We start from the raw sequence: 23,676 nt of genomic DNA, 5'->3' as shown, positions 1-23,676 counted from the left end.
TGCGATCCGCTCCCCCCTTGGTAAAATCCAATACGTTTATTCTACTTGGAGATCGTTTCGAGCGCGAGTACCTTTTCGGTAGAAATCCATTATATTCAAAAAAGAACGGCTCCATTCCCCCTAAACCGTTAGCCTTAAACTGCACATCCTTGTTACATCACAGAAGCCCTTCGTTTCATATCAAGCCATCAAGTTCCGGCTTATGAACTCCTCCGCTTCCTTCAATTTTAATGTAAGCTCCATGCCGTCGGACATGTTCTTCAATCGAAGCACGCCAGCCGCCGCTTCATCTTCGCCGATCAGAATGGCATAAGGGATGCCTTCCGCCGAAGCGGAGGCTAAGGTCTTTTTCAATTTGCGCCGCTGGGTAGCCAATCGGGTACGAATCCCGCGATTCCGAAGTGCCGCAGCAGCCATCAATCCTTCCGGGACAGCTTCTCCTATCGGGATGACCACAACGTGTGGCCTGTTCGTTTCAACCACCCGGTCCCGAAGCATCTCCATGATGGATTCCATGCCGAACGAAAGCCCTACCGTCGGATATGCCATATCTTCCCGTCCAACAAGCTGCCCGATGATCGCGTCATATCTGCCGCCGCCGCCAAGGCTTGATCGAAAAGCATGGGACGCGTCGTAAATTTCGTAAACGGTTCCCGTGTAAAACGACAAGCCCCGGGAAAGAAACGGATCAAATACGCAGACGTCCTGCAAACCGACACGCTGCAGCAGGCTTTGCAGGATTTGAACTTCGCGCGCGCCCCGCCCCGGCTCCAGGTTGTATGTTCTGGTAATCTGCTCGAACGTCGGTTCCTTGAGATCCACGAAACTCAGGACGCTTCGGCAAATTTCCGGATCAATCACCTTATCCGCGAGCTCTTTCCGAACCCCTTCCCTCCCGATCTTGTCCAGCTTATCCAGTGTCAACATGACGGATGAACTTAGGTCGGCTGGTACACCCATAGCTCCCAGGAGTTCACCCAGAAAGCCACGATTGTTCCACCTGAGGACGATCGGAATTTCAAGTCTTCGGAACACCTCGGCTGCGAGCTGCATCAGCTCCGCTTCCGCTTCCGGACCCGCAACCCCCACCACATCGACGTCGCATTGCAGAAACTCCCGCAATCTGCCCCTTTTGACGGGGCCGTCCCGAAATACCTTCCCCATCTCATATCGCTTGAATGGCTGGCTGATGCCTGGGTTCAGCGCGATCACCTTGGCGAACGGTATCGTCAGGTCGTAGCGCAACCCCAGCTGTCGCGCTCCCTGATCCGTCAGATGATACATCTCCTTGAGTATTTCTTCTCCTCCAGCATACTTGGAAGACAGCAGTTCCAAATCATTCAGGATGGTTGACTCCATCTCCGCGAAATCGTAACATTCAAACACTTCGCGTAGCGTCGATTGCACCTTTCTCCTTACAGCCTGTTCCTGTCCAAAATAATCATATGTCCCTTTTACGTTCTGCATCGCTGCTCATCCTTTCGTTCCGAGAAAATAAAAAACGCGCCGGACCTCATGGTCCCGCGCGCTTGGTATGCGGCAGGGAGGCCAACGCGAACAGCGTTAGCCCGCCCTGTAGATTTACAGGCGTGCTAACGCTGCTTGTGATGATGAAGTTGATTCGATTTGATGCTGTTCATGTCATAATCCCCTTCACTTTGAGCCATTGATTAAGGGGAATTATAGCGCAGCTGATTTATATATTCAAGGGCAATTCCTCTTAGATGGTTCGGGACCAATGGCGATGTGCCGCAATCGCATCAATGAAGGCTTGGCCGAACAGCTTCGAATCCTCATTCTCTTGAGCGACCACGATCCCTTCACCGCTCGCCGCCGGAAGCAGATTCATTCCTTCGGCGATGGCCGCGATCGGTTTGAAATGCTGATAAGCTTCCTTGATGAAGTCCAGCACCTTCTGCTCCGTCAGGAGCTCTGACACGCTTAGCGCCCCGCCCGCGACAAGCACCGCGTCGAATAACACGGAATCCGCCCCCAGGAGCGAATGTTTCACTTCCAGTTCTCCGCCGGATTTGCCTGTAATGACGCCAAGCTTCGGGCTAACCACTTCGGTGATGATGCCGGCTTGCTGAAGCTGCGCAAGCACGAACGGAAGCTCGTCCGTGAATCCATTGCCTGCAAGCACAGCTACCTTGCGCGTTAACGGGAGCTTCGCGGTGTTCATCATGCTGAGAGCCGGAGAGGAGTCTTTGGAAGCGGAGCCGCTGGTTTGGGGAGGAATGGTTCCTAACCCTTCCGAAATTCTTGTCGCGAGTTCGCTGTCCACATTCGCAAACAGGTCGACGATCTGCTGGCGGATCTCCTTCCGCTGCACTTTGCCAAGCTCGAACTGGAATGCGGATACGATATGCTGCTTCTCCACCTCGGACATGCTGTTCCAGAACAAAGCCGCCTGGCTGAAGTGATCCTTGAAGCTGTCGCTTCGGGCTTGCACCTTGCGACCCTCCACCTTCTCGGTATAATGCTCGTAGCCGCCCCGTTCGGCTGGAACGGGCTTGGGCGTGTTGCCCGCAATGCCGTTCTTATGATAGCTGACCGGCCCCTTATTGATGGTCATGCGGTGCATCCCGTCCCGTTGGTTGTTATGAACCGGCGCAATCGGACGATTAATCGGAATTTCATGGAAATTCGGCCCGCCCAGACGGGACAGCTGCGTATCGGTATAGGAGAACAGACGTCCCTGCAGCAGCGGATCATTGGTAAAATCGATGCCGGGCACGACATGGCCCGGATGGAATGCAATCTGTTCCGTCTCCGCAAAGAAATTATCCGTATTGCGATTAAGCGTCATTTTTCCGATGATTCTGACCGGAACGATCTCTTCCGGCCATATCTTCGTCGGATCGAGGATATCAAAATCAAAATTGAATTCCTCGTCCTCCCCGATCATTTGAACGCCAAATTCGAATTCCGGATAGTTCCCCGTGTCGATGGCATCCCATAGGTCGCGGCGGTTAAAGTCGGGATCCTTACCTGCCAGCTTCTGCGTTTCGTCCCACACGAGAGAATGAGTGCCCAGCACGGGTTTCCAGTGGAATTTCACAAAATGCGCCTTTCCTTCCTCGTTCACGAAACGGAAGGTATGCACGCCGAAGCCCTCCATCATTCGGAAGCTTCGCGGAAGCGAACGGTCGGACATCGCCCACATCACCATGTGCGCGCTTTCCGTGTTGTTAGCTACAAAATCCCAGAACGTATCGTGAGCGGACTGCGCCTGCGGAATCTCGTTATGGGGCTCGGGCTTTACCGCGTGAACGAAATCGGGAAACTTCATCGCATCCTGTACGAAGAATACAGGCATGTTGTTGCCAACCAGATCATAGTTGCCCTCTTCCGTATAAAATTTAGTTGCGAAACCGCGCACGTCCCGCACGGTATCGGCTGAGCCCCTGGAACCCGCCACCGTCGAGAACCGGACAAATATGGGCGTCACGACGGAAGGATCCTGCAGGAATTTGGCTTTGGTATAATCTTTCATCGATTCATATAACTGAAAATAACCATGGGCTCCAAAACCGCGGGCATGCACAATGCGCTCAGGAATTCGCTCATGGTCGAAATGCGTCATTTTCTCTCTGAAATGGAAGTCCTCCATTAACGTCGGACCGCGTTCGCCGGCCTTAAGCGAATGCTCATCCTCAGAGACCGTAAGCCCCTGGTTCGTGGTCAAGTTCTTCCCGTCATTGTCTACCGTAAATTGTTCCAGCTGTTGGTCCTTGCTCGTCTTGTTGTTGCTGTTGTTGACATTCGAATTGGAATTTGAATTGTCCATGATCGGAACCTCCTGGTATGTAGTAGATGAGTCTCTGACAAGTGTTTCCCTTGGTAACAGGTCCGCTTGCGGACCCGACATCTAATTACCCTGCAATATGGAATACGAATCCAGTTTCATGCGACCTTCATAAAAAGCTCATGCAATCGAGCTGCAGGCTTAGCGCCGGGACATTCAACGTCTTTCCCTTGCCAATAAAAAAAGCAGCCTCCCTCTTCAAAAGGTCGGCCGCAATGTAAACTGTAATGGCTTAAATCCCTGTCAGTTTATCCGGATTTCTCACGATATAGATATCCTGCAGCAATCCATTCCGGATATTGAAGAAAACGACTCCCGTTACGTTCCCGGCTTGCCGGAAAACAACCCCGGTTTGATGGTTCAATTCCCTGACCTCGATCTCCGGCGCAACACCATCCTCCAGCAGTGCTTGGCGCAGAATGCCGCTAAGAAAACGGGCAACCCGCTCCCGGGTTTCGACCGGCCTTGCCGCCGCGATCACTTTGCCGCCGCCGTCGGACAGAAGGACGGCATCGTCCGCCAGCAGGGACAGGACATGTTCGGCGTTTCCCTCGGACAGGGCCGTGAAGAATCGGTTTACCCATTCCTCCTCGACGGACCCTACGCCAATCAGGTCTTCCTCCGTGATCCCCATTTTTCCTCTTGCCCTGCTCATGAGCTTGCGGCAGTTGGCCTCGGTTTTATCGATCAGCCCGGCGATTTCCGGGTAATCGAATCCCAGCGCTTCCCGCAGGACGAATACGGCCCGCTCCGAGGGAGACAGCCGTTCGAGCAGAACCAGCATGGCATAAGAGAGCAGCTCTTGGTTCTCGACGGTCTCATAGGTCTCGCCGTAGGATTCCGGAATCGGCTCGGGAAGCCAAGGACCGAAATACTGCTCTCTCCGATTTCTGGCTGACTTGATCTCGTCGAGACAGCGATTCGTCACCATTTTGCACAAATAGGCTTTGGGCTCCCGTATTTGTCCGATGGGAAGGCTTTGGACCTTCACGAACACATCCTGTACCGCATCCTCTGCATCCGTAACCGTTCCGGTCATTTGATACGCCAGATGAAACAGAAGACCCTTATACTGTTCATACAGCTCTAACATACCGTCTTTTCATCCTTTCAAGCAGGATCGTCCCTTATCTAACGAACCATGCTGGAATAATTCCACATGAACGATTTGACCTTGTAAGCCAGCTTTCCTGTGATCATTAGATCCATTCCCCAGGCACGTGACCACACCAGGCCGTGTCCGGGTCCCAATCCAACCGTATACCCTTCATTTACGCTCCTGTGCTTGGCGGCTGGGGTTCCGGTTACATCCGCCTGCACGATGCCGCCAAGCCGCGCCGCTTGCGGAATCGCTTCCTTGCATGTCATCCGGTCTGCGGCACCGCTTGCTGGATCGACCACATGCGCGCAATCGCCAATGCCGTATATTCCCGGCGCATCCTTGACACGGTAGCTTTCATCCACAACGATCTGCCCGTCCGCCGTCACGGGCAGCCCCAGGCTAAGCAGGGCGGGATTCGGAGCCAGACCAAGCGTCCACACCGTAAGGCCGACAGGGATGGGAGCTCCTTCAAGAAAATGAAGCTGCCCCTGTTCCTCCTTAAGCGCTCTTCTCCCCTGATGAAGGACGATGCCAAGCTCGGTTAGATATCGTTCAAGCCGTTTCCCTACTTTGGCAGGCCCTTCGAGGAACAAGCGATCCTGAGCATTGAACAGATGCACCCGAATATGTTCCGGATCTAAACGGAGCTTATCCGCCTCAGCCCGCATCGCATGAATCAGCTCGGCCGACGTCTCGATTCCGGTAATGCCTGCACCGGCTACGGCAATACTCATCAGCCGCTGCTTCTCCTGCGCATCCGTTTCTGCTGCTGCCAGCCTAAGATTGGACTGCCAGCATTCCCGGATACGTTCCGCCGCTTCCAAGCCTGTCAGCGATATGCCGCCTTGTTCCGGTGCTGCCTGACGCACGACGCTTCCAATCGCCATCACAAGGACATCATACTCCATCCTATGCTCCTGCCCTCTGCCGTCTTCCAAGTTCAGCAGCTTGCTCTCCTTGTCAATGTTAGTCACCCTGCCCTGTATGAAGCGGGTGCCTTCCGGCATGACCTGTTCCCACGGGACGGTTATGCTTTCCCCACTTACGGCAGGGCGGAATAAAAGCACTTTCCGCACATGGGCGGAACCTTGATCGATAAGGAACAATCTTAGCTTTCTTCCGTTCAGCCCTTTTTGGCAGCTTTTATGAATGGCTTTGAGGGCATGTATGCCGGCAAAGCCTCCCCCTACGACAACGCATGTGAAATCCTTTATCAAAACAACCCATCTCCTTTGGTTTATGCGATTTGCACATAACACGAGGAGGGGGCTGCTTTTGTGACATGACCGCCAACCTTTTTTAAGGGAACCGGCTGCTCTTCATCAGCAAGCCCCATAAATACTCCCTTTGCTGTCCGATTCATCCTTAAAATCATGCCAATATGTTGCGCTAATCCTGCTTCACACGGTCCGATATCTCAACGAGGCGACGTATTCCCTCATCCAGCTGAACTTCGCTGATATAAGAGTAACTGAGCCTGATCCACGATTCCATCCGATCCAGCGGATCGCATATCCGTCCGGGAACAAACGCTACCGATTCCGCCAGGCATTGCTGCAATAACGCATCCACGTTGATCGTTTCCGGCAGCCGTACCCATAGATTCAAGCCGCCTCCCGGGCTGCTCCAGCTCCAATCCGTAGCCGCCAGCAGGTTCTCCATCCTCGCTTTTCGAAGCTCCAGCGCAATCCGAAGCTTGGCCACATGCTCCTGCAGCCTGCTGGAGAAGAAATAATGCTGAAAAATCTTTTGCGTCAACAAGGGCGTACCGTTGTCCGAAAGCGCCTTGACCGGTACGATTACCTTCATCAGCTCCGGACGTGCGGCCAGGACCGATATCCGCAGGCCAGGGGCAACGTATTTGCTGAAGCTTCGAATATGAATGACGTAACCCTCGGTATCGTAATAAAAAAAGGGCAGCGGCGGCGGATCTCCAAAATAAATGTCGTGATAAACCTCATCCTCCACCAGAATGCATTCATATCGTTCGGCTAGTTCAACCAGCGCCTTGCGCTGCGTTACCGGTACCGTATATCCTGTCGGGTTTTGAAACGTCGGGTTCATGTAGAACAGCTTCGGCTTCTCCGTCCGCATCATATATTCGATATGTTCCAGGTCGTATCCTTGCGGCGTAATCTCGATGGGGAGCAGATTGACATTTTGCTGAACAAAAACATCAATCGCCGGGCTGTATGTCGGCCGTTCGATCAATACAGCATCTCCGCTTTTGACGAGCGAACGCGAAATCAGATCAATCGCTTGCTGGGATCCCGTCGTAATCAGCAGTTCTTCCGGATGAACCGCTATGCCCTGCTTCTCCATGAAATACCGGGCCATTTCCTCGCGCAGCTCCAAATCTCCGGACACCGAAGAATAAGTGCTCAATACCTTCGGATACATGTCAAACACTTGTTTGACGTGGTTGGACAAGAATGCATTCGGCAGCAGCGCAGGATCGATGAGCGCTTCCGACATCTGGTAATCGACCTGATGCCTGTGAATGTCGGACAAGCGGCTGCGATTGACGTACAGCGATCTGGCCTGATATTCCCAAGGCGGGCTGAATGCAAGGAGTTCCGCCGAAACGTCTTCTGCCTTACTCGCCACAAAATACCCTGATTTATATTTCACTTCCACGATGCCATCCTCTAACAGCTGCTGATAAGCCTTCAACACCGTTAATCGATGAACCTTCAAACGCTCCGCCATGACCCTAACCGACGGCAGCTTGTCAGACTCCTTCCACTCCCCTGTTGCAATGCCCTTAGCAACGGTATCGTAAACCAGCTGCTGCAATGACCCTTTTCCTGCCTTTTCATCCATCATCGAAAGCTTCATCCGTTCTTTCCCCCTGACCTATTTGCAGGCGAATCTGTTCTATCAGACCCAAATCTGTTCTATTAACTACCTATTATAGTATAGAAAAAGGAGGATGCAGCATGATTATTTTTAACTACTTATTAATGTGCGCCATTTTCAGCACCACGTTTCTCGCGATCAAAATCGGCGTGGAGGCTGGGCTGCCGCCATTTCTCTCGGCGGGGCTTCGATTTCTTCTGGCGGGCGCCTTCATCTTCCTGTGGATGATATTGCAGCGCAAGGCAAAACCGAGCCTGCTCTTGCGCAAGGAATTCCTTCTGATCGGGATGACCAGCACGTTTCTGACGTTTGCGACGCTGTATTGGGCCGAGCAGCATGTAGCTTCTGGCATTGCCGCCATTCTGTCGGCTACGGGCCCCATGATGATCCTGATGATTCAATCCGTTGTCATGCGGAAGAAAGCCCGGCGCAGCGATTACTGGGGCTGCGCGGTCGGATTTGCGGGCGTGTGCGTGCTCATCATGCCCAAGCTGGCGATCGGGAGCGACCTCATCTGGATTCTGAGCTGCATGGTCATCCTTATAGGCGAAATCGGTTACAGCGTGGGCTCGCTTGCTACCCGCAAACTGTCCTTTGACATGCCGGATATCTCGCCGATTACGATCAATGCGGTGCAGATGATGCATGGGGGCTTGGCTTTATTGCTTCTATCCTTGTTCAGTGAACGCGGGCAATGGACTGGGCTGACAACGATGCCGGCCATAGGATCCGTCTTATATTTGACAATCGTCGGCTCGATGCTGGGCCATAGCCTGTATGCCTGGCTGCTAAAAGCGACGAATGCCTTTTTCCCGTCCACCTGGCTCTTCGTGTCGCCGATCATCGCGCTGGGACTCGGTGCATTTCTGTACGGCGAAACGATTTCACTTTATTCGGTCCTAGGCAGTTTGTTCATTATCGGCGGGATTCTGATCGTGAATCTGCCTGAGCTCCGGACACGTTTCATGTCGCGCCGCATGGCATCAAGCTCAGGATAAAGCGTAGCATGGTTCCCCGAATGAATGGACAAACGGAAACGGCTGCGATCCGTAATTCTCGTTACGTGTCGCAGCCGTTATGCTATGCGTTCGTTCCTATTGTTATGTTACGATTCCTAATCCACTTTGGCACGATAAGCATCCGCGGTCAGCAGTTTGCCTAGCGCTTCGTCCAGATCGCCTTCCACCTCTACCTCCATAATCCATCCGCCTTCATACGGCTCTCCGTTCACAAGCTCAGGCTGGTCTTCCAAGGAGGTATTCACTTTCGTAATGGTTCCGGAAACAGGGGAATACAGCTCCGAAACGGTTTTGACCGACTCAATGGTGCCGATGCTATCGCCTGCGGAAACCGCAGCGCCCGTCTCGGGAAGCTCTACGAATACGATATCGCCCAGCTGGCACTGCGCATGATCGGAAATACCGACGCGCACCACATTCCCATCAACCCTCAATGCCCATTCATGATCGTCGCTGTACACCAAATTCTCTCTGATTTCGCTCATTTTCGAATACTCCTCTTTTCTTAAAAAATGAAATTAAGGTGAATGAAAAAAAGGACGCGAAAAAAGGCTTTCGCCTTCTCTCTGTCCTCGGTACCTGAGAGTTTGTGATCGGCCGCCTCTTAACGGTTCGATCTTTCCCCTTGGGTGGCTTGCGCACTCTCCAGAGCTGCGTCGGATGGCGGTTCGTTTACCTGAGAGATTACTCGTCAGCCCGGCAGGCATAACGGTTTGCTCCTTCGGTGCCGCTCGGGTTATCCCCAACTCGTTAGCGGTCTCTCCCATCCATCGTCATTCGCATATTCGGTTGGCTTATTCTCCCACAGAATAAAACAGGGACGAGTCGATGTCAAGATTTCTAACAAAAATTTTAAACATGAACAAATTTTTGATGAAATAAAGGTTGACACTTTATGGAGAGGCACGTTTATAATAATCACAAGAACGTAGGAAGATGACAACTCAATATGTTTCACGCGGATGATGGTATTGGGAGAGATTACCGACAGACTGACAGGTAGCGCCGAAGGAGTAAGCCGGATCACACGGTGAATCTCTCAGGCAAAAGGACCTTTACCGGACGCACCTCTGGAGAGAATTCTGAATAAGGAATCACCCACGGGGAAACTCACACACGCTTGACACAACACTAACATGACATGTGGGGTAACTCTCAGGTACAAAGGACAGAGCAGAAGGATTACGCAACGAGCGGGCTTTTTGAGCACGGCTTGTTATCCTTCTGTCTGTCCTTTTTTGGTGTTTCCCCGATAGACCATGCCAATTAAAGAGGTGAAGAGATGAGTTCATTACAACGTACACCGCTTTACCCGCTTTATTCCGATTTTCCTTCTACTCGCTGCATCGATTTCGGCGGCTGGGAATTGCCCGTGCAATTTTCCGGCATCGTGCAAGAACATGAAGCCGTACGCAAGCACGCCGGCCTGTTCGACGTCTCCCACATGGGCGAATTTATGATCAGCGGACAAGACGCCGAAGCTTTCATCCAGAACATGACCACGAATGACGTCACCCGAATTACGGTCGGTCAGGCCCAATATACGCTAATGTGTAATGACAACGGCGGTACGGTCGATGACCTGCTAGTTTATAAACTGTCGTCGGATCGATTCATGCTGGTTGTGAACGCATCCAACATCGATAAGGATCTTCAGTGGCTTCATGAACACGTCACAGGTGATGTCGCCATCCGGAACGTATCCGCGGAGACGGCACTGATTGCACTCCAAGGACCTGCCGCCGAGAACATCTTGTCGAAGGCAACCTCGGAGACGCTCGGCGATCTCCCCTCCTTCCATTTTATTCAGAACGCGCAAGTATGCGGCCATGCCGCCTTGCTCTCACGGACCGGTTATACCGGTGAAGACGGCTTTGAAATTTATTGCTCCGCCGGGGATGCGCCGGATATCTGGAGAGGCCTGTTAACCGCGGGGGAAGACCATGGACTCATTCCGGCCGGACTTGGTGCGCGCGATACGCTCCGCTTCGAGGCGAAACTGCCATTGTACGGACAGGAGCTTTCGAGCACGATCTCACCCGTTGAAGCCAGCCTCGGTTATTTCGTGAAGCTGGACAGCGGCGATTTCATCGGACGGGAAGCGCTTCAACAGCAGAAACAAGACGGTGTGCCGCGTAAGCTGGTTGGCATTGAGCTTATTGATCGCGGTATCCCGCGGTCCCATTACCCTGTATTCAACGGTAATGGTGAACCGATCGGTGAAGTGACCAGCGGTACTCAATCTCCCTCGCTTAAGCGAAATCTCGGATTGGCCTTGATCGAAACCCCTTATGCAAGCTTGGATTCCGAGGTATGGGTCGAGATTCGCGGTAAGAAATTAAAAGCCAAAGTGGTTAAGACACCATTCTATAAAAGAGGAGCTGCCTTATCATGAAGCATCGTTACTTGCCTATGACAGATCAAGATCAGGCCGACATGCTTGCCGCCGTCGGAGCGGAGACCATCGAAGACCTGTTTGCCGATATCCCTAAATCCGTCCGATACAACGGCGTCCTCCCGATGTCGAAACGGCTGGGCGAGCCAGAGCTGCTGAAGCATATGCGCCGCTTGGCGGATCGCAATGCCGATTTCGACCGGTATACCAGCTTTCTCGGAGCCGGATTGTATGACCACCACATTCCCGTCGTCCTCAACCATGTGATTTCCCGCTCCGAATTTTACACGGCGTACACGCCCTACCAACCGGAGATCAGCCAAGGCGAGCTGCAAGCGATCTTTGAATTTCAATCTTATATCTGTGAATTGACCGGCATGAAAGTAGCCAATGCCAGCATGTATGACGGTTCAACGGCACTGGCTGAGGCAGCGGCGCTTGCCAGCGGGGCGACCAAACGAAAGAAAATCGTTATTTCCCGAGCCGTTCACCCGGAAGCCCGGGAGATCGTTCTGACTTCGGCTCACGGTCTCGATCTGGAAGTCGTTGAAGTCGGCATCGTTAACGGCGTTACCGACCCGGATGCGCTCGCCGCTGCCGTTACGGATGACACGGCAGCCGTGCTTCTGCAATCGCCGAACTTCTTCGGCTGCATTGAGGACGTGAGATCGATCGAACCCTTGGTTCATGATCAAAATGCATTGCTCGTGCTGAGCGTAAACCCGCTGTCGCTCGGACTGCTCGAATCCCCTGGCGTGCTTGGGGCCGACATCGTTGTCGGCGATGCCCAGCCGCTTGGCATTCCTGCCTCTCTCGGCGGGCCGACCTGCGGATTCTTTGCGGTATCCGAACCGCTGATGCGCCGCATTCCCGGCCGGATCGTGGGCCAAACCGTCGATAAGGACGGAAAGCGCGGCTTTGTGCTGACGCTGCAGGCACGGGAACAACATATTCGCAGGGAAAAAGCAACGTCGAACATCTGCTCGAACCAAGCGCTGCTCGCGCTGTGTGCCTCCGTTTATATGTCTACGCTGGGTAAAGCCGGCATGCAGGAGGCAGCGCTTCTGAATGTGCGCAAATCCCATTACGCTGCCGACCTTGTCGCCAAGGGTTCCCTATCCCTCCCATTCAGCTCTCCGTTCTTCAATGAATTCGTAGTGAAGCTGCCTGAGGGAACGAACGTGAAGGAGGTCAACTCGAAGCTGCTGGAGGCCGGTTATATCGGCGGTTACGATCTTGGCTCTTCGTACCCTGAGCTTCATGGATGCATGCTGATCGCCGTGACCGAACGGCGGACGAAGGACGAAATCGACCAGTTTATTGGTGAATTGGAGGCGATTGTATGAAACCGGAAAAAGCCTTGATATTTGAACTCAGCAAGCCCGGCCGCGTCGCCTATTCCCTGCCCGAATGCGACGTACCGGAAACCGACGCCGCTTCATTCATACCGGAGAGCCTGCTGCGCAGCAAACCGGCCGAACTGCCGGAGGTATACGAAGTGGATGTCATCCGTCATTATACCGAGCTGTCGCGACGGAATTTCGGCATCGATAACGGTTTCTATCCGCTCGGCTCATGCACGATGAAATACAACCCGAAGATCAACGAGGATGTTGCCCGTTTTGCCGGTTTTGCCAAGATTCATCCGTACCAGCCTGAGGAAAGCATTCAAGGCGCACTAGAGCTGCTGTATACCCTGCAGAACGACCTAGCCGCATTGACCGGCATGGATCAAGTAACGCTGCAGCCTGCTGCGGGTGCCCATGGCGAATGGACGGGGCTGATGCTGATTCGCGCCTACCATGAGAGCCGCGGCGAGAAACGCACCAAGGTCATCGTACCCGACTCCTCTCACGGCACGAACCCGGCCAGCGCAACGGTAGCCGGTTACGACACGATCACGATTAAATCCAATGAACGGGGCATGGTGGATCTGGATGCCCTCCGCGCCGTCGTTGGTGAGGATACGGCGGCCCTTATGCTGACGAACCCGAGTACGCTTGGCCTGTTCGAGGAGCAGATCGTGGAAATTGCGGAAATCGTGCACGACGCTGGCGGTCTGCTGTACTATGACGGAGCCAATTCCAACGCCATCATGGGAATTACCCGGCCAGGCGACATGGGCTTTGACGTGGTCCATCTCAACCTGCACAAAACGATGAGCACACCCCATGGCGGAGGCGGCCCCGGCGCAGGCCCTGTCGGCGTGAAAAGCCTGCTGATCCCGTTCCTGCCGAAACCGATCGTGTCCAAGCGCCAAGACGGCACCTTCTACTGGGATTACGACCGTCCCCAGTCGATCGGCCGCGTGAAGGCGTTCTATGGCAACTTCGGCATTCTGGTTCGTGCCTATGCGTATATTCGCACCTATGGACCGGAAGGACTTCGCCGCGTCTCCGAGCTCGCCGTGCTGAATGCGAACTACATGATGCATCGTCTGGCTCCTTATTACGAAGTAGCCTACCCGGGCCTATGCAAGCACGAATTCGTGCTGTCCGGCAGAAAGCTGAAGGAGTACGGCGTGCGAACCCTGGACGTTGCCAAGCGGTTGCTCGATTTCGGCTATCATCCGCCAACCATCTATTTCCCGCTCAACGTGGAGGAATGCATCATGATCGAGCCGACCGAAACGGAGAGCAAAGAAACGCTGGACGGTTTCATCGACACGATGATCCAAATCGCAAAAGAAGCAGAGTCTACGCCTGACGTTGTCATTAACGCCCCTTACACCACGGTTGTGAAGCGACTCGACGAAACGACGGCAGCGCGCAAACCGGTATTAAACTGCACCTGCGGATAGCGCAGGAGTTGATCCGTTATAATAGCTTAACAGCTATCGACATGCCTTCTGAGAAGCCAGACCGCATACAGCGGCTGTTTCTTGCAAGCTAAAGATTAGATGTGGAACGTCTCTGAATTTCATGCTCTCTAATCTCATAAGAAAGGGTGTCCCTCACCGCACAAGCGGCTGTTGGGACACCCTTTTTATGTTGCATAATATAAGGCTTAATGCATCTGTAGGATCTCAGACACACAGCAGCCCACTTGCCCTCCCATGATGCTCTGACACCCTAGGGACAATCGCTGGCCCTTTCCATCTATCTCAATAATCCTGCTGTCATTCCTGGTACTACCCATGCCAACGATTCAGCATCGCTCAGCGGCTCACAATTTGGACCATATCAGTTCTCCGCTCACGGCATCTATATATTCCAAAAGATACTCTGAAACGCTTACTCCTGTTTTGGCTCGTCTCTTGTGCACGGGATCATAGATTAACCGGTAGCGGGCCGTGCCGTCATCACCATCCATATACCACCTGAGCGACATCTCCAGCCGTTCCGCATATCGTGCGAGTGCCGATGCCGCAGAAACCGCAGCCTTAAACCCGCAAGCCTCCAGCTCACGGATTTTCTCATGTGACACACTGCGGTACTGAAGCACTTCTCCTGTAATCGTACTTACGCAAATATTTACACGCTCCAGACGTACCCGGTATTGATCGATATATAGCGGCAAGTGGAAGAATTCCCGATCCCGCGGCTCAGCTTCACCCTCATCTCCCACTTGCTCACTGTCCGTTATCCCGGCTTCCCAATCCCATTTCACTTCCAACCGCAAATACTTGGCGTATGACGGAAAAAATCTCTGCAAGAACTGCTCTGCTCGTTCCCAGCATTGCTCGCGAGTGAGCACCGCCTCTCCGTCGGAGCTTTCCGGTTTATATTGGTACGCCTCTAAGCTGCCTGTGGCCTTATCGATATGTATCATGTGAGCTGCCTGAAGATTGCGAAGCGTATTTCCCCACCGCCGTTCAAAATATCGATCCACCGATAACGGATCGGTCGCCGATTGATCCGCTTCATCCTTGTTCATATCGCTTTTATCAAAGTACAATAATATCAGGTTTTGATCGTCTCCCCTTGGCCGATCCAGAACATACCGCTCCGTATCAATGCCCAGCTGGGCCTCCCAGAATGGAATTAAATCTGAATTTTCATCTGAGCTTGAATGTTCGGTTCCGGTCCTTGATGGGAGAACAGGCTTAACGGTATAAACGTTATCTAAATTACCGGGATCCGCAGGCGTGATTGGAACAGTCGGCGGCAGCAAATCATGCTGCAGGTTATGTAAGGGTTCACCCGTAACGGCATCGATCTTACGACGGCCCTGAATCGGTTCATACACCAGCCGATGCTGATCCTCTTCCCCCTCCATGTCATATATAGAGGGATACAGTGTGGTTATGATGGGCTGCATCTCCATATCCTGAAGGATCCTTTGCTTCGCAGCCTCCGCGCTAACAAGCCTGTCCGGCCAAACCGGCAGCTCCATTCCCGGGAATTCTTCCGCCTTGTAAAGCACGATATTGAGATTGGCGTCAAGCCGGATCACACAACCGGAGCGCGGCAGCGGCACTCCGCCGACCTCGGCCCTAAATTCAATCTCAACATAGTATCGTTTGATCTCTGATCGAATCCAGGTAAGCGCTGCATAATTCGGATGACGCCGGGTCATGAAGGTTTTAGCTATGTCGGTTGCCTGCTCCATGGCGCGTCCTGCCTCTATCGCGCTTCCCCATATCGTATCATCACGCTCTTGATCGATCTGAAGCCTCATCAGCTGACCGGTCTTCAGGCTTAATGAAACCTCAATTCGACTGTTCTCGGATTGAGGGTCCTCCCAGATAAACGTTCTCTCTTTTTCATCGAACCCCTTAGGAGTGTTATCCTCCATAACTAGTTCATAATGCTCAGGAATGAGGGTGATCGTTCCTGCAGCTGACCGGAGCGCCTGGATATCCATGGTCATATCCCGCTTCGCCTCCTTCTCCTTCTCTATTAGAAAGCTCTATTTTATGATATAAAGTATATAATTATATACGGCTTACTTCTACCAAGCTGACAATTTACGAAAGATGCGGTGATCGAATGAGTAACCCGACACATGGCCTGGATGTTAACCAGTATCTTGATCGTATAGGATATACGGGCCCGATTGTGAACAGCGCTTATATGCTCGCCAGACTGCAGGAGCAGCATGTGCATACCGTCCCCTATGAAAATCTCGATATCCTTGACCGAATTCCGCTGTCCCTGGATATTCCCCATCTCTACGATAAAATCGTCACCCGCCATCGCGGCGGCTACTGCTTCGAGCTCAATGCGTTGTTTGGCTGGCTGCTGCAGGAACTGGGCTTTAAGGTCACTCATTACTTCGGTCGCTTCTGGCGGGATGAGACCGATACGCCTGCTAAGCGGCGGCACCATATCCTGCAGGTGGATATCGAAGACCAGCGATATATTGCCGACGTCGGAGTGGGAGGCGCCGGACCTCGCCACCCTTTGGAGCTGGTAGATGGCCTGGAACAAACCCAGGGGAACGAAACCTACCGGCTGGTTCAGACCGAGGCTTATGGCTGGATGCTCGAGGAGTGGAAAAAAGATGCCTGGGATCCGGTCTTCTCTTTTACGGAAGAACCTAATCTACCGAAAGATTTCATCACCACCTCCTTCTGGTGCGAGCATGCCCCCGATTCGCCGTTTAATAAAACGGCCCGGGTATCCATACGTACCGCTGAAGGCAGAAACACCGTGGATGACGACGAGTTCAGAATCTACAAGTCCGGCGGCGTTCACACCTTTAAACCGGGAAATCCACAGGAATATGCCGAAGCGCTTCATACTTATTTCGGTATCCCTATCGATAAATAACAATAAACCGGGCTTCCCCCTAGCAGGGAGCCCGGTTTTTACGATTAATATTCAATTTTTCGCTCCGCAGAGCTCCACGCTTGGAATGGCAGCAAATAATCCGCTGTCCGAACCTGCTTCATGGGGATGGAACGCTGATCCATCGGCATGGCGATTTCATCGTATATGAAATGATCATCAAACCCGATCTCGGCCGCATCCTGCTTCGTGCTTGCATAATAAACGGCATCGGGCCTTGACCAGTAGATAGCCCCCAGGCACATCGGACAGGGTTCGCAGCTGGTATAGATCGTGCAACCTTTCAATTGAAAATCCTCTAAATGCAGGCAGGCTTCCCGTATGGCTTGCACCTCGGCATGAGCGGTAGGGTCGTTCAGCGCAGTAACCAAATTACGGCCCCTGCCGATCACTTGGCCATCCTTAACCACAATCGCCCCAAACGGACCTCCTTCCACATGCTGAACGTTTCGATGGGCTTCTGCAATCGCCTGATGCATCCAGTACTCATGATTATGATCATTCATTATGTACAGCTCCCTTCCCATGTTCATCCCGTTCCCGGTGTGCGTAATCAAACCACGCTAATCGACCGGGCGGCTAACTCTCATCATAGCATATCTTCTTTCGATCTCCTTCATTTTCCAACCTTTTCGCTAAAATGGATTGACGAACCGTATACAAACGTATACAATCACGAGTATTGGTATACAAACGTATACATTTGACGTTGAAGGAGGTTGGTTACATGCGGCAAGAGGAACCACCTATGCCGGGCCAGAGCCGGTCGGAGCATCGCGACCGGGACAGCCACCGGCAAGGCGGACGCCACGGAAGACGGCGCGAGGAAGGGCATGGCGGCAGGGAAGGCGGGAAGATGGCGCAAACGTTCCGCCGGGGACGTGCGCTCTCTTTTCTGGACAACCTGGTTGTGAAACGGGAGACCCTGAAGAAACAGGTCAATGATCCGGACCTGCAAGCCATTCGGGACGTGGTCAGCGGAGAGCTGAAAGCGGTGGACCAGATCATTCAGGAGTACATTCAGGCTTTTGAATTGTATGATACGAGGCAGTCTCAGGACGGCCAGCAATAATGGCCCAGGCCATTCATAAACCAATAACCATGACAGAGGTAGGACTTGGAGCGTGATGATTTTTGATTAGAAAGTTTTTTTCATACTATCGGCCCTATAAGGGACTTTTTGTACTGGATTTTACGTGCGCCGTCATTGCGGGACTGCTGGAGCTTGCTTTCCCGCTTGCCGTCAGCAAATTCATCGACGAGCTGCTGCCCAGCCAGGATTGGCCGCTTATCCTGATTGCCTGCATCGTCCTGCTGTCCATCTATGCGCTGAATACCGCGCTGCAGTATATCGTGACGTACTGGGGTCATATGCTCGGCATCAACATCGAGACGGACATGCGGGAGAAAATGTTCTCCCACATTCAGAAGTTGTCCTTCCGCTTCTTTGATAACAACAAAACCGGCCACCTGATGGGCCGTATCACGAACGATCTTAACGACGTCGGCGAAGTGGCCCACCATGGCCCGGAAGACGTGTTCATCGCCGTCATGACGCTGCTCGGTTCCTTCTCCTTGATGGCCTACATCAACCTGGAGCTTGCGCTGCTGACCTTTATTATCGTGCCGCTGATGGCATGGCTGATCATTAAGTTCGGCGGCAGAATGACCACGACTTATCGTCAATTGTTCCGAAACGTGGGCAATTTCAATGCCCGCATCGAAGACAATGTCGGCGGCATCCGCGTGGTTCAATCGTTTGCGAACGAAGAGCATGAGAATAAGCTGTTTCAGGAAGAGAACAAGCAGTTCCGCACCACCAAGCTGCTGGCCTATAAAACGATGGCAAAAAGCACGTCCGTCAGCTATATGCTGATGCGTTTGATCACGGTATTCGTGATGATCTGCGGCGCATGGTTCTTCATTCAAGGCAAAATCGAGATGGGCGAATTCATGGCATTCCTGCTGCTCTCCAACATCTTCTTCCGTCCGATCGAGAAGATCAACGCGGTTATTGAGAGTTATCCCAAAGGCATTGCCGGCTTTAAACGCTACCTGGAAATCATGGATACCGAGCCGGAGATCGCCGATGTGCCTGATGCCGTATCCCTTTCATCGGTACGGGGAGATATCCGCTTCGAAGGCGTCACCTTCGGGTACGAGCCTTCCCGAACGATACTGAATAACATTCACCTGACGATCCGTGCCGGAGAAACGGTTGCATTCGTCGGGCCGTCCGGTGCCGGAAAGACCACGATCTGCAGCCTACTCCCCCGTTTCTATGACGTGGATCAGGGCTCGATCACGGTGGACGGGATCGACATCCGGAATATCACATTGCAAAACCTGCGCAAGCATATCGGTATCGTGCAGCAGGACGTGTTCCTGTTCTCCGGCACGATCCGTGACAATATCGCCTACGGCGACTTGAATGCAACCGACCATCAAATCTGGGAAGCCGCACGGCGCGCTTCGCTGGATGAACTGATCCGAAGCCTGCCGGACGGCATGGAGACGGTCATCGGGGAACGCGGGGTTAAGCTGTCCGGCGGCCAGAAGCAGCGTCTGTCCATTGCGAGAATGTTCCTGAAGAATCCGCCGATCTTGATTCTGGATGAAGCTACCTCGGCACTGGACACGGAGACGGAAGCGCAAATCCAGAAGTCCCTGGCTGAGCTGTCCGTCGGCAGAACAACGCTAGTGATCGCTCACCGACTGACCACCATTCAGAGCGCGGACCGAATTATCGTCGTCAATTCGGAAGGCATTGCCGAGCAAGGCACGCATCAGGAATTGATTCACTCCGGCGGTGCGTACAGCAGGCTTCACCAAGTTCATTAATGAAGCCGATGAATGGTTTGGTTGTGGATGAAGATTCGCCTCCAAGAAATGAACATCCCGCATTAATACTGAAAAGGATGGCTCCCAGCGAAAGGGAGTCATCCTTTTTTTGCCGCGCACCTATAAGAAGCATCCTGCTGATTTTGAGCAATCAGAATATTGTTGAGAGGATCCTTGCAAATTGTCCATGGATAAGAAAGTTGTCGCAGGGAAACATTAATGGCGTACTACAAAGACCATCGTTACAGGAGGGCTATATGTTTTATATCTACAGTGTCGGTTTGCTCTTCGGCGGACTGTCGATCATCAATCTGGTCTTCTCGTACCAAACCAAGCATATCCAGCATCTGTTCTGGCCTACCCTGCAGTTTCAGTTGTGGATGCTTCCGCTCTTTGTCATTGCCAATATGTGCATCGGGTACGGGATCCGCTTTGGTTACAAAGCCACCGATCAGCTGGGGTACACGTTGATCTTCTCCAAATGTCTGGAGATCCTGATATCGTTGGGCGTGGCTTACTTGTTCCTGAAGGAGGTTCCCACCTGGAAAAACTGGGCGGGGATCGGCATTATTGCGCTCGGGATCTTTCTGGTGAAGCAAAAATGAGCGCCCCTGCGCACGGATGTCTGTTTTGCCTAAATTCATTCTTCGCCAACATCCTTCGGACATCGGTACCTTGCTTATCGCTGTCTCTTCCCCATCCAGCCTTGTTCGAAGGCATAGCGGGTCAGCTGTACCCGATTTTCCAAATGCAGCTTTTGCAAAATGTTCTTCAAATGGTTCTTGACCGTATTTTCGGAAATGCAGAGGTCGCTCGAAATATCGCGGTTGGACAATCCCTCGGCGACGAGTCCCAGAATTTCCTTTTCCCGCGCCGTTAAGGGACTTTTGCTCGGGTCCGGCTTGTCGTATTGCGAAAATTCCTTCAGGATGCGGAACGCGAGTTCCCTGCTCACCGGTGCTTCGTCCACCGCAATGGCTTTCAGGTACTCGTGCCATGATTCGGGATTCAAGTTCTTTAACAAATACCCCTGGGCTCCACGCTTCAGGGCATCAAACAAATGGGCGATGTCGTCGGATACCGTGACCATAACGATCTTAACATAAGGGAACTTGTCCTTCACCAGCTTGGTCGCTTCCAAACCGCCCATGCCGGGCATCTGAATATCCATCAAGATGATATCGGGCATCCATATTTCGGTCAGTTCCAGGGCATCCTCACCGCTTTGCCCTTCCGCCACGACTTCAAAGGTCGGATCGCTGCTCAAAATGGTGCGAATTCCTTCTTTTGCCAGATCGCTGTCATCGATGATTAACACGCGAAAAGGTTGACTGTTCATGCTGTGCTCTCCTTCCTGATGTTGATAATCGTCTGGTCGTGCCGCCTTTCCATCTGGAACTTCCAGCCCATGGCCTCGGCCCGATCCTTCATGATTTTGATACCATACCGGTTGCTGCCGAGCGGCTTGTCCAGATCAAAGCCTTTTCCATCGTCGGTGACAGTGCAATGCCAGCCCGAATCCGTTGTATTCGCGGTAATCTTGACGTGTTTTGCCTCGGCGTGCTTATGGATATTCAATAAGGATTCCCTGATCGAAGCCAGCAGCTCCACCTTTTCTTTGGCTGACAGCATGGCGTCCGGAATTCCCCACTTGATGTCGAAATGCAGGTCCGTCTCCTGCTTGATTTCCTCGATCAGGCTGCTCATGCTGTGCATCCACGGAATGGCTTGCGGATCTGCCGGGTAGCGGAGATTCGCAATAGCCTCTCTTACGTAGGTGTTGGTACGATGAACGCTTTCCTTGATTTCCTGATACGGAATGTCCCCCGTACGGCCTGACTTCTCGATTCGGTCGATCTGGGCGTTCAGCAGGAACAAGGATTGGGCGATTCCGTCATGGAGCTCCCGGCCGATCTTCTCCCGTTCATGCATGGCTGCTTGCAATGCCCTCGATCGGTTCAACTCCTCTTGATTCCGTTCAATCAACGAAAATAACTGGGTAAGGAACAGTATGGAAACCAAAAAAACGATGACAGGTGCCAGCAGATTGCCAAGATCCATCGATATATAAGGCAGCAGGAACTCATGGCGAACATATTCCCATATGCCAATCGTCAAGGTTGGAATGATGAGTATCAACCATTTCATTTGTTTATAAGACATACCCTGCCTCCTATTTCAATATAAAAGTAATGTAATGACCCCGCCTTTCTTCCTACCATGTTACCATTGGTTATCTCTTCATTGTAACCAAAATCGTTCATGAGCGGAATGACTCAATAGAGCTACGAATAATCACCGGATTCTCTCGTGCTGTAATAACCTATTTACAATTCAAGTGCTAATCGCTTATAAAGAGTAAAAGATATCCATTCATTCCATTTCCGATGAAGGGGGCTGCAGTTGGATGACGCAAAAAATTGCAGTGATCATTGTACACGGATTGGGAACACAAAAGAAAAGTTATGCGGATAAATTCATGAAAAACTTGAGGGACACCTTCTCCCGGACCTCCGGCATCCCGCATGAGCAGTTGGCCATGGAGGCCGTGCATTGGGCCGATGTTTTTGCGGCACGCGAGAATGAATTAATCGGCAGCAGCATTAAACCTTACCGTTTACGTTATCAGCACCTCCGGCAGTACGTAATCAACAATCTGGCGGATGCCGTGGCTTATCAGCCCGTGGAATCCGAAGATCAGAACTACGAGGCCATTCATCGGACGATCAGCGAGGCGCTGCACCGCCTTGCCCTGTCAGCCGGCCCCCGTGCTCCGTTATGCGTAATCTCCCATAGCTTGGGGTCCGTGATCGCCAGCAATTTTTTCTACGATCTGCAATTTTCCTCCCGCGGGCATCGTCTGGTCGTTAATCCCGAAGCACCGCTGGAGCGAGGAGAACTTCTGACCTTGTTCTATTCGCTCGGAACCACTTTGCCGCTGTGGAGCATGCGTTATCGTGACTTTGACAAGCCGATCGTGGTTCCTTCAGCTCAGCTGAAGCTCTATTATGAACATCTGCTGGGTGAATGGGTCAATTTCTATGATAAGGACGATATCCTTGCTTACCCCCTCAAAAGCATTAACGAAGAGTATGACCGCACGGTACGCCAAGACATATCCGTTAACGTGGGCAACTGGCTGACAAGCTGGAATCCGTTGTCGCACAGCGGATATTTCTACAGTAAACCGATTCTCGAATATATCGCTTCGCAATTGGAAGCGACCTGGCGAAGCATAAATCAGGTTAAATAAGCAATGCCGCAAAGACATAGGATCTTTGCGGCATTGCTCTTATATGATGATCCGATCATAGAATGAACTTAAGCACCAATTCCAACGTTGATCGAAGATGGCAGCATGTTTTTCACTTTAGAAAGCTGCTGTTATATCAGATGGTTAGATTCATCACCCATTGCTCTCCGATCGGCCCCATTCTTCTTCTGCCTGTATCTTTGAAACCAACACTTGCATACAGCTGCTGAGCCGGTACATTCTTATGATTCACGACCAGCACCACCTCATTGCAGGAAGGAAATTCTCTCCTAATGAACGCTGGCAGTGCAAGCATCCCTCGTTTGGCGTAACCTTTACGCTGCTGTCGATGATCAATGGATAAAGCAGTCAACAGCATCGCATGAGAATGACTTGTATATTCCTTGACGCGCTCCGTAGCATGCAGGATAAAGAAACCGACAGGATGACCATCAGCTAAAATGACGATGGGAAACTGACCTTCCCCTAGGTTTAAAACTTCTTTCGGATGAGAGGTGAATTGGACTTGGTCCTCCGGTAGCTCGAATTCTTTCAAGACGGGCAGATGTTCTGCCGTGCGGACAACAAGCTGGATTTGTTCTGCGATTGGCATGGGCCCTCACTCCTCTGTCTAAGGTGACGTTGATTTAATCAGGTCTTCTTCGCG

At 52.3% G+C, this 23,676-nt stretch carries 20 protein-coding genes and 3 riboswitches; of the genes, 9 read left to right on the top strand and 11 right to left on the bottom strand.

The window, feature by feature from the left end; genetic code table 11:
• Nucleotides 1-180: 180 nt before the first annotated feature.
• From RB298_RS12270 to RB298_RS12250, 5 genes are all read right to left on the bottom strand, one after another.
• Entirely contained in the window at nt 181-1,467 is a 1,287-nt protein-coding gene (locus RB298_RS12270; protein ID WP_486047186.1) for a histidine--tRNA ligase, read from the bottom strand.
• 253 nt (nt 1,468-1,720) lie between these two features.
• Entirely contained in the window at nt 1,721-3,790 is a 2,070-nt protein-coding gene (locus tag RB298_RS12265) for a catalase (RefSeq protein ID WP_486047185.1), read from the bottom strand.
• Nucleotides 3,791-4,040: 250 nt separating this feature from the next.
• Entirely contained in the window at nt 4,041-4,901 is an 861-nt protein-coding gene (locus RB298_RS12260; protein ID WP_192571551.1) for an RNA polymerase sigma-70 factor, read from the bottom strand.
• A 38-nt stretch (nt 4,902-4,939) separates the two neighbouring features.
• Nucleotides 4,940-6,127, bottom strand: coding sequence for an NAD(P)/FAD-dependent oxidoreductase (locus RB298_RS12255; RefSeq protein WP_486047184.1), 1,188 nt, complete (start codon nt 6,125-6,127; stop codon nt 4,940-4,942).
• 172 nt (nt 6,128-6,299) lie between these two features.
• On the bottom strand, nt 6,300-7,748 hold the full coding sequence (locus RB298_RS12250; RefSeq protein WP_486047183.1) for an aminotransferase-like domain-containing protein: 1,449 nt from the start codon (nt 7,746-7,748) through the stop codon (nt 6,300-6,302).
• Between the two features lie 101 nt (nt 7,749-7,849).
• Here RB298_RS12250 and RB298_RS12245 point away from each other — a divergent pair, with 101 nt between their 5' ends.
• On the top strand, nt 7,850-8,767 hold the full coding sequence (locus tag RB298_RS12245) for a DMT family transporter (protein ID WP_096774153.1): 918 nt from the start codon (nt 7,850-7,852) through the stop codon (nt 8,765-8,767).
• A 116-nt stretch (nt 8,768-8,883) separates the two neighbouring features.
• Here RB298_RS12245 and gcvH read toward each other — a convergent pair whose 3' ends face one another.
• A complete protein-coding gene (gene gcvH, locus RB298_RS12240) occupies nt 8,884-9,273 on the bottom strand; it encodes a glycine cleavage system protein GcvH (protein WP_036660848.1) in 390 nt (129 codons plus the stop codon).
• 169 nt (nt 9,274-9,442) lie between these two features.
• Nucleotides 9,443-9,565, bottom strand: a riboswitch (glycine riboswitch).
• 185 nt (nt 9,566-9,750) lie between these two features.
• Nucleotides 9,751-9,853: riboswitch (glycine riboswitch) on the top strand.
• A 3-nt stretch (nt 9,854-9,856) separates the two neighbouring features.
• Nucleotides 9,857-9,962: riboswitch (glycine riboswitch) on the top strand.
• Between the two features lie 108 nt (nt 9,963-10,070).
• On the opposite strand from gcvH, the gene gcvT reads away from it, so the two are divergent.
• Genes gcvT through gcvPB form a run of 3 tightly spaced genes read left to right on the top strand, consistent with a single transcriptional unit; the run spans nt 10,071 to nt 13,983 of the window.
• A complete protein-coding gene (gcvT, locus tag RB298_RS12235; RefSeq protein WP_486047182.1) occupies nt 10,071-11,183 on the top strand; it encodes a glycine cleavage system aminomethyltransferase GcvT in 1,113 nt (370 codons plus the stop codon).
• Complete coding sequence (gene gcvPA / locus RB298_RS12230; protein WP_375120110.1) at nt 11,180-12,529, top strand: aminomethyl-transferring glycine dehydrogenase subunit GcvPA; 1,350 nt, start codon at nt 11,180-11,182, stop codon at nt 12,527-12,529. Before gcvT ends, gcvPA begins: the two co-directional genes overlap by 4 nt.
• A complete protein-coding gene (gcvPB, locus tag RB298_RS12225; RefSeq protein WP_277746165.1) occupies nt 12,526-13,983 on the top strand; it encodes an aminomethyl-transferring glycine dehydrogenase subunit GcvPB in 1,458 nt (485 codons plus the stop codon). The genes gcvPA and gcvPB overlap by 4 nt, the downstream gene beginning before the upstream one ends.
• A gap of 365 nt (nt 13,984-14,348) precedes the next feature.
• Here gcvPB and RB298_RS12220 read toward each other — a convergent pair whose 3' ends face one another.
• Nucleotides 14,349-15,995, bottom strand: a complete 1,647-nt coding sequence (locus tag RB298_RS12220; protein ID WP_486047181.1) for a YcdB/YcdC domain-containing protein — start codon at nt 15,993-15,995, stop codon at nt 14,349-14,351.
• A gap of 119 nt (nt 15,996-16,114) precedes the next feature.
• On the opposite strand from RB298_RS12220, the gene RB298_RS12215 reads away from it, so the two are divergent.
• Nucleotides 16,115-16,897, top strand: a complete 783-nt coding sequence (locus RB298_RS12215) for an arylamine N-acetyltransferase family protein (protein WP_096774158.1) — start codon at nt 16,115-16,117, stop codon at nt 16,895-16,897.
• Between the two features lie 44 nt (nt 16,898-16,941).
• On the opposite strand, the gene RB298_RS12210 is transcribed toward RB298_RS12215, so the two are convergent.
• Nucleotides 16,942-17,421, bottom strand: coding sequence for a nucleoside deaminase (locus RB298_RS12210; protein ID WP_096774159.1), 480 nt, complete (start codon nt 17,419-17,421; stop codon nt 16,942-16,944).
• Between the two features lie 221 nt (nt 17,422-17,642).
• Here RB298_RS12210 and RB298_RS12205 point away from each other — a divergent pair, with 221 nt between their 5' ends.
• From RB298_RS12205 to RB298_RS12195, 3 genes are all read left to right on the top strand, one after another.
• Nucleotides 17,643-17,987: a hypothetical protein gene (locus RB298_RS12205; protein ID WP_096774160.1), complete on the top strand. Its 345-nt coding sequence runs from the start codon at nt 17,643-17,645 to the stop codon at nt 17,985-17,987.
• A gap of 62 nt (nt 17,988-18,049) precedes the next feature.
• Nucleotides 18,050-19,756, top strand: coding sequence for an ABC transporter ATP-binding protein (locus RB298_RS12200; RefSeq protein WP_486047180.1), 1,707 nt, complete (start codon nt 18,050-18,052; stop codon nt 19,754-19,756).
• A gap of 257 nt (nt 19,757-20,013) precedes the next feature.
• Nucleotides 20,014-20,361, top strand: a complete 348-nt coding sequence (locus RB298_RS12195) for a hypothetical protein (protein ID WP_015735863.1) — start codon at nt 20,014-20,016, stop codon at nt 20,359-20,361.
• 74 nt (nt 20,362-20,435) lie between these two features.
• Here the strand turns inward: RB298_RS12195 and RB298_RS12190 are convergent, their stop codons facing one another.
• Together RB298_RS12190 and RB298_RS12185 are read right to left on the bottom strand one after the other, a co-directional pair.
• Nucleotides 20,436-21,095: a response regulator gene (locus tag RB298_RS12190; protein ID WP_486047179.1), complete on the bottom strand. Its 660-nt coding sequence runs from the start codon at nt 21,093-21,095 to the stop codon at nt 20,436-20,438.
• Nucleotides 21,092-21,919, bottom strand: coding sequence for a sensor histidine kinase (locus tag RB298_RS12185; protein ID WP_036660854.1), 828 nt, complete (start codon nt 21,917-21,919; stop codon nt 21,092-21,094). The genes RB298_RS12190 and RB298_RS12185 overlap by 4 nt, the downstream gene beginning before the upstream one ends.
• Nucleotides 21,920-22,163: 244 nt before the next feature.
• On the opposite strand from RB298_RS12185, the gene RB298_RS12180 reads away from it, so the two are divergent.
• Nucleotides 22,164-23,009, top strand: coding sequence for a chemotaxis protein (locus tag RB298_RS12180; protein ID WP_096774164.1), 846 nt, complete (start codon nt 22,164-22,166; stop codon nt 23,007-23,009).
• 136 nt (nt 23,010-23,145) lie between these two features.
• Here RB298_RS12180 and RB298_RS12175 read toward each other — a convergent pair whose 3' ends face one another.
• A complete protein-coding gene (locus RB298_RS12175; RefSeq protein WP_213578968.1) occupies nt 23,146-23,622 on the bottom strand; it encodes a GNAT family N-acetyltransferase in 477 nt (158 codons plus the stop codon).
• Nucleotides 23,623-23,676: the final 54 nt, after the last annotated feature.

Source organism: Priestia sp. BR_2, from assembly GCF_041954005.1.
In the GTDB taxonomy this organism is placed as follows: domain Bacteria; phylum Bacillota; class Bacilli; order Paenibacillales; family Paenibacillaceae; genus Paenibacillus_AQ; species Paenibacillus_AQ lautus_A.
Note: the sequence above shows the minus strand (reverse complement) of the source record. Positions and strands in the feature narration are given on the sequence as shown.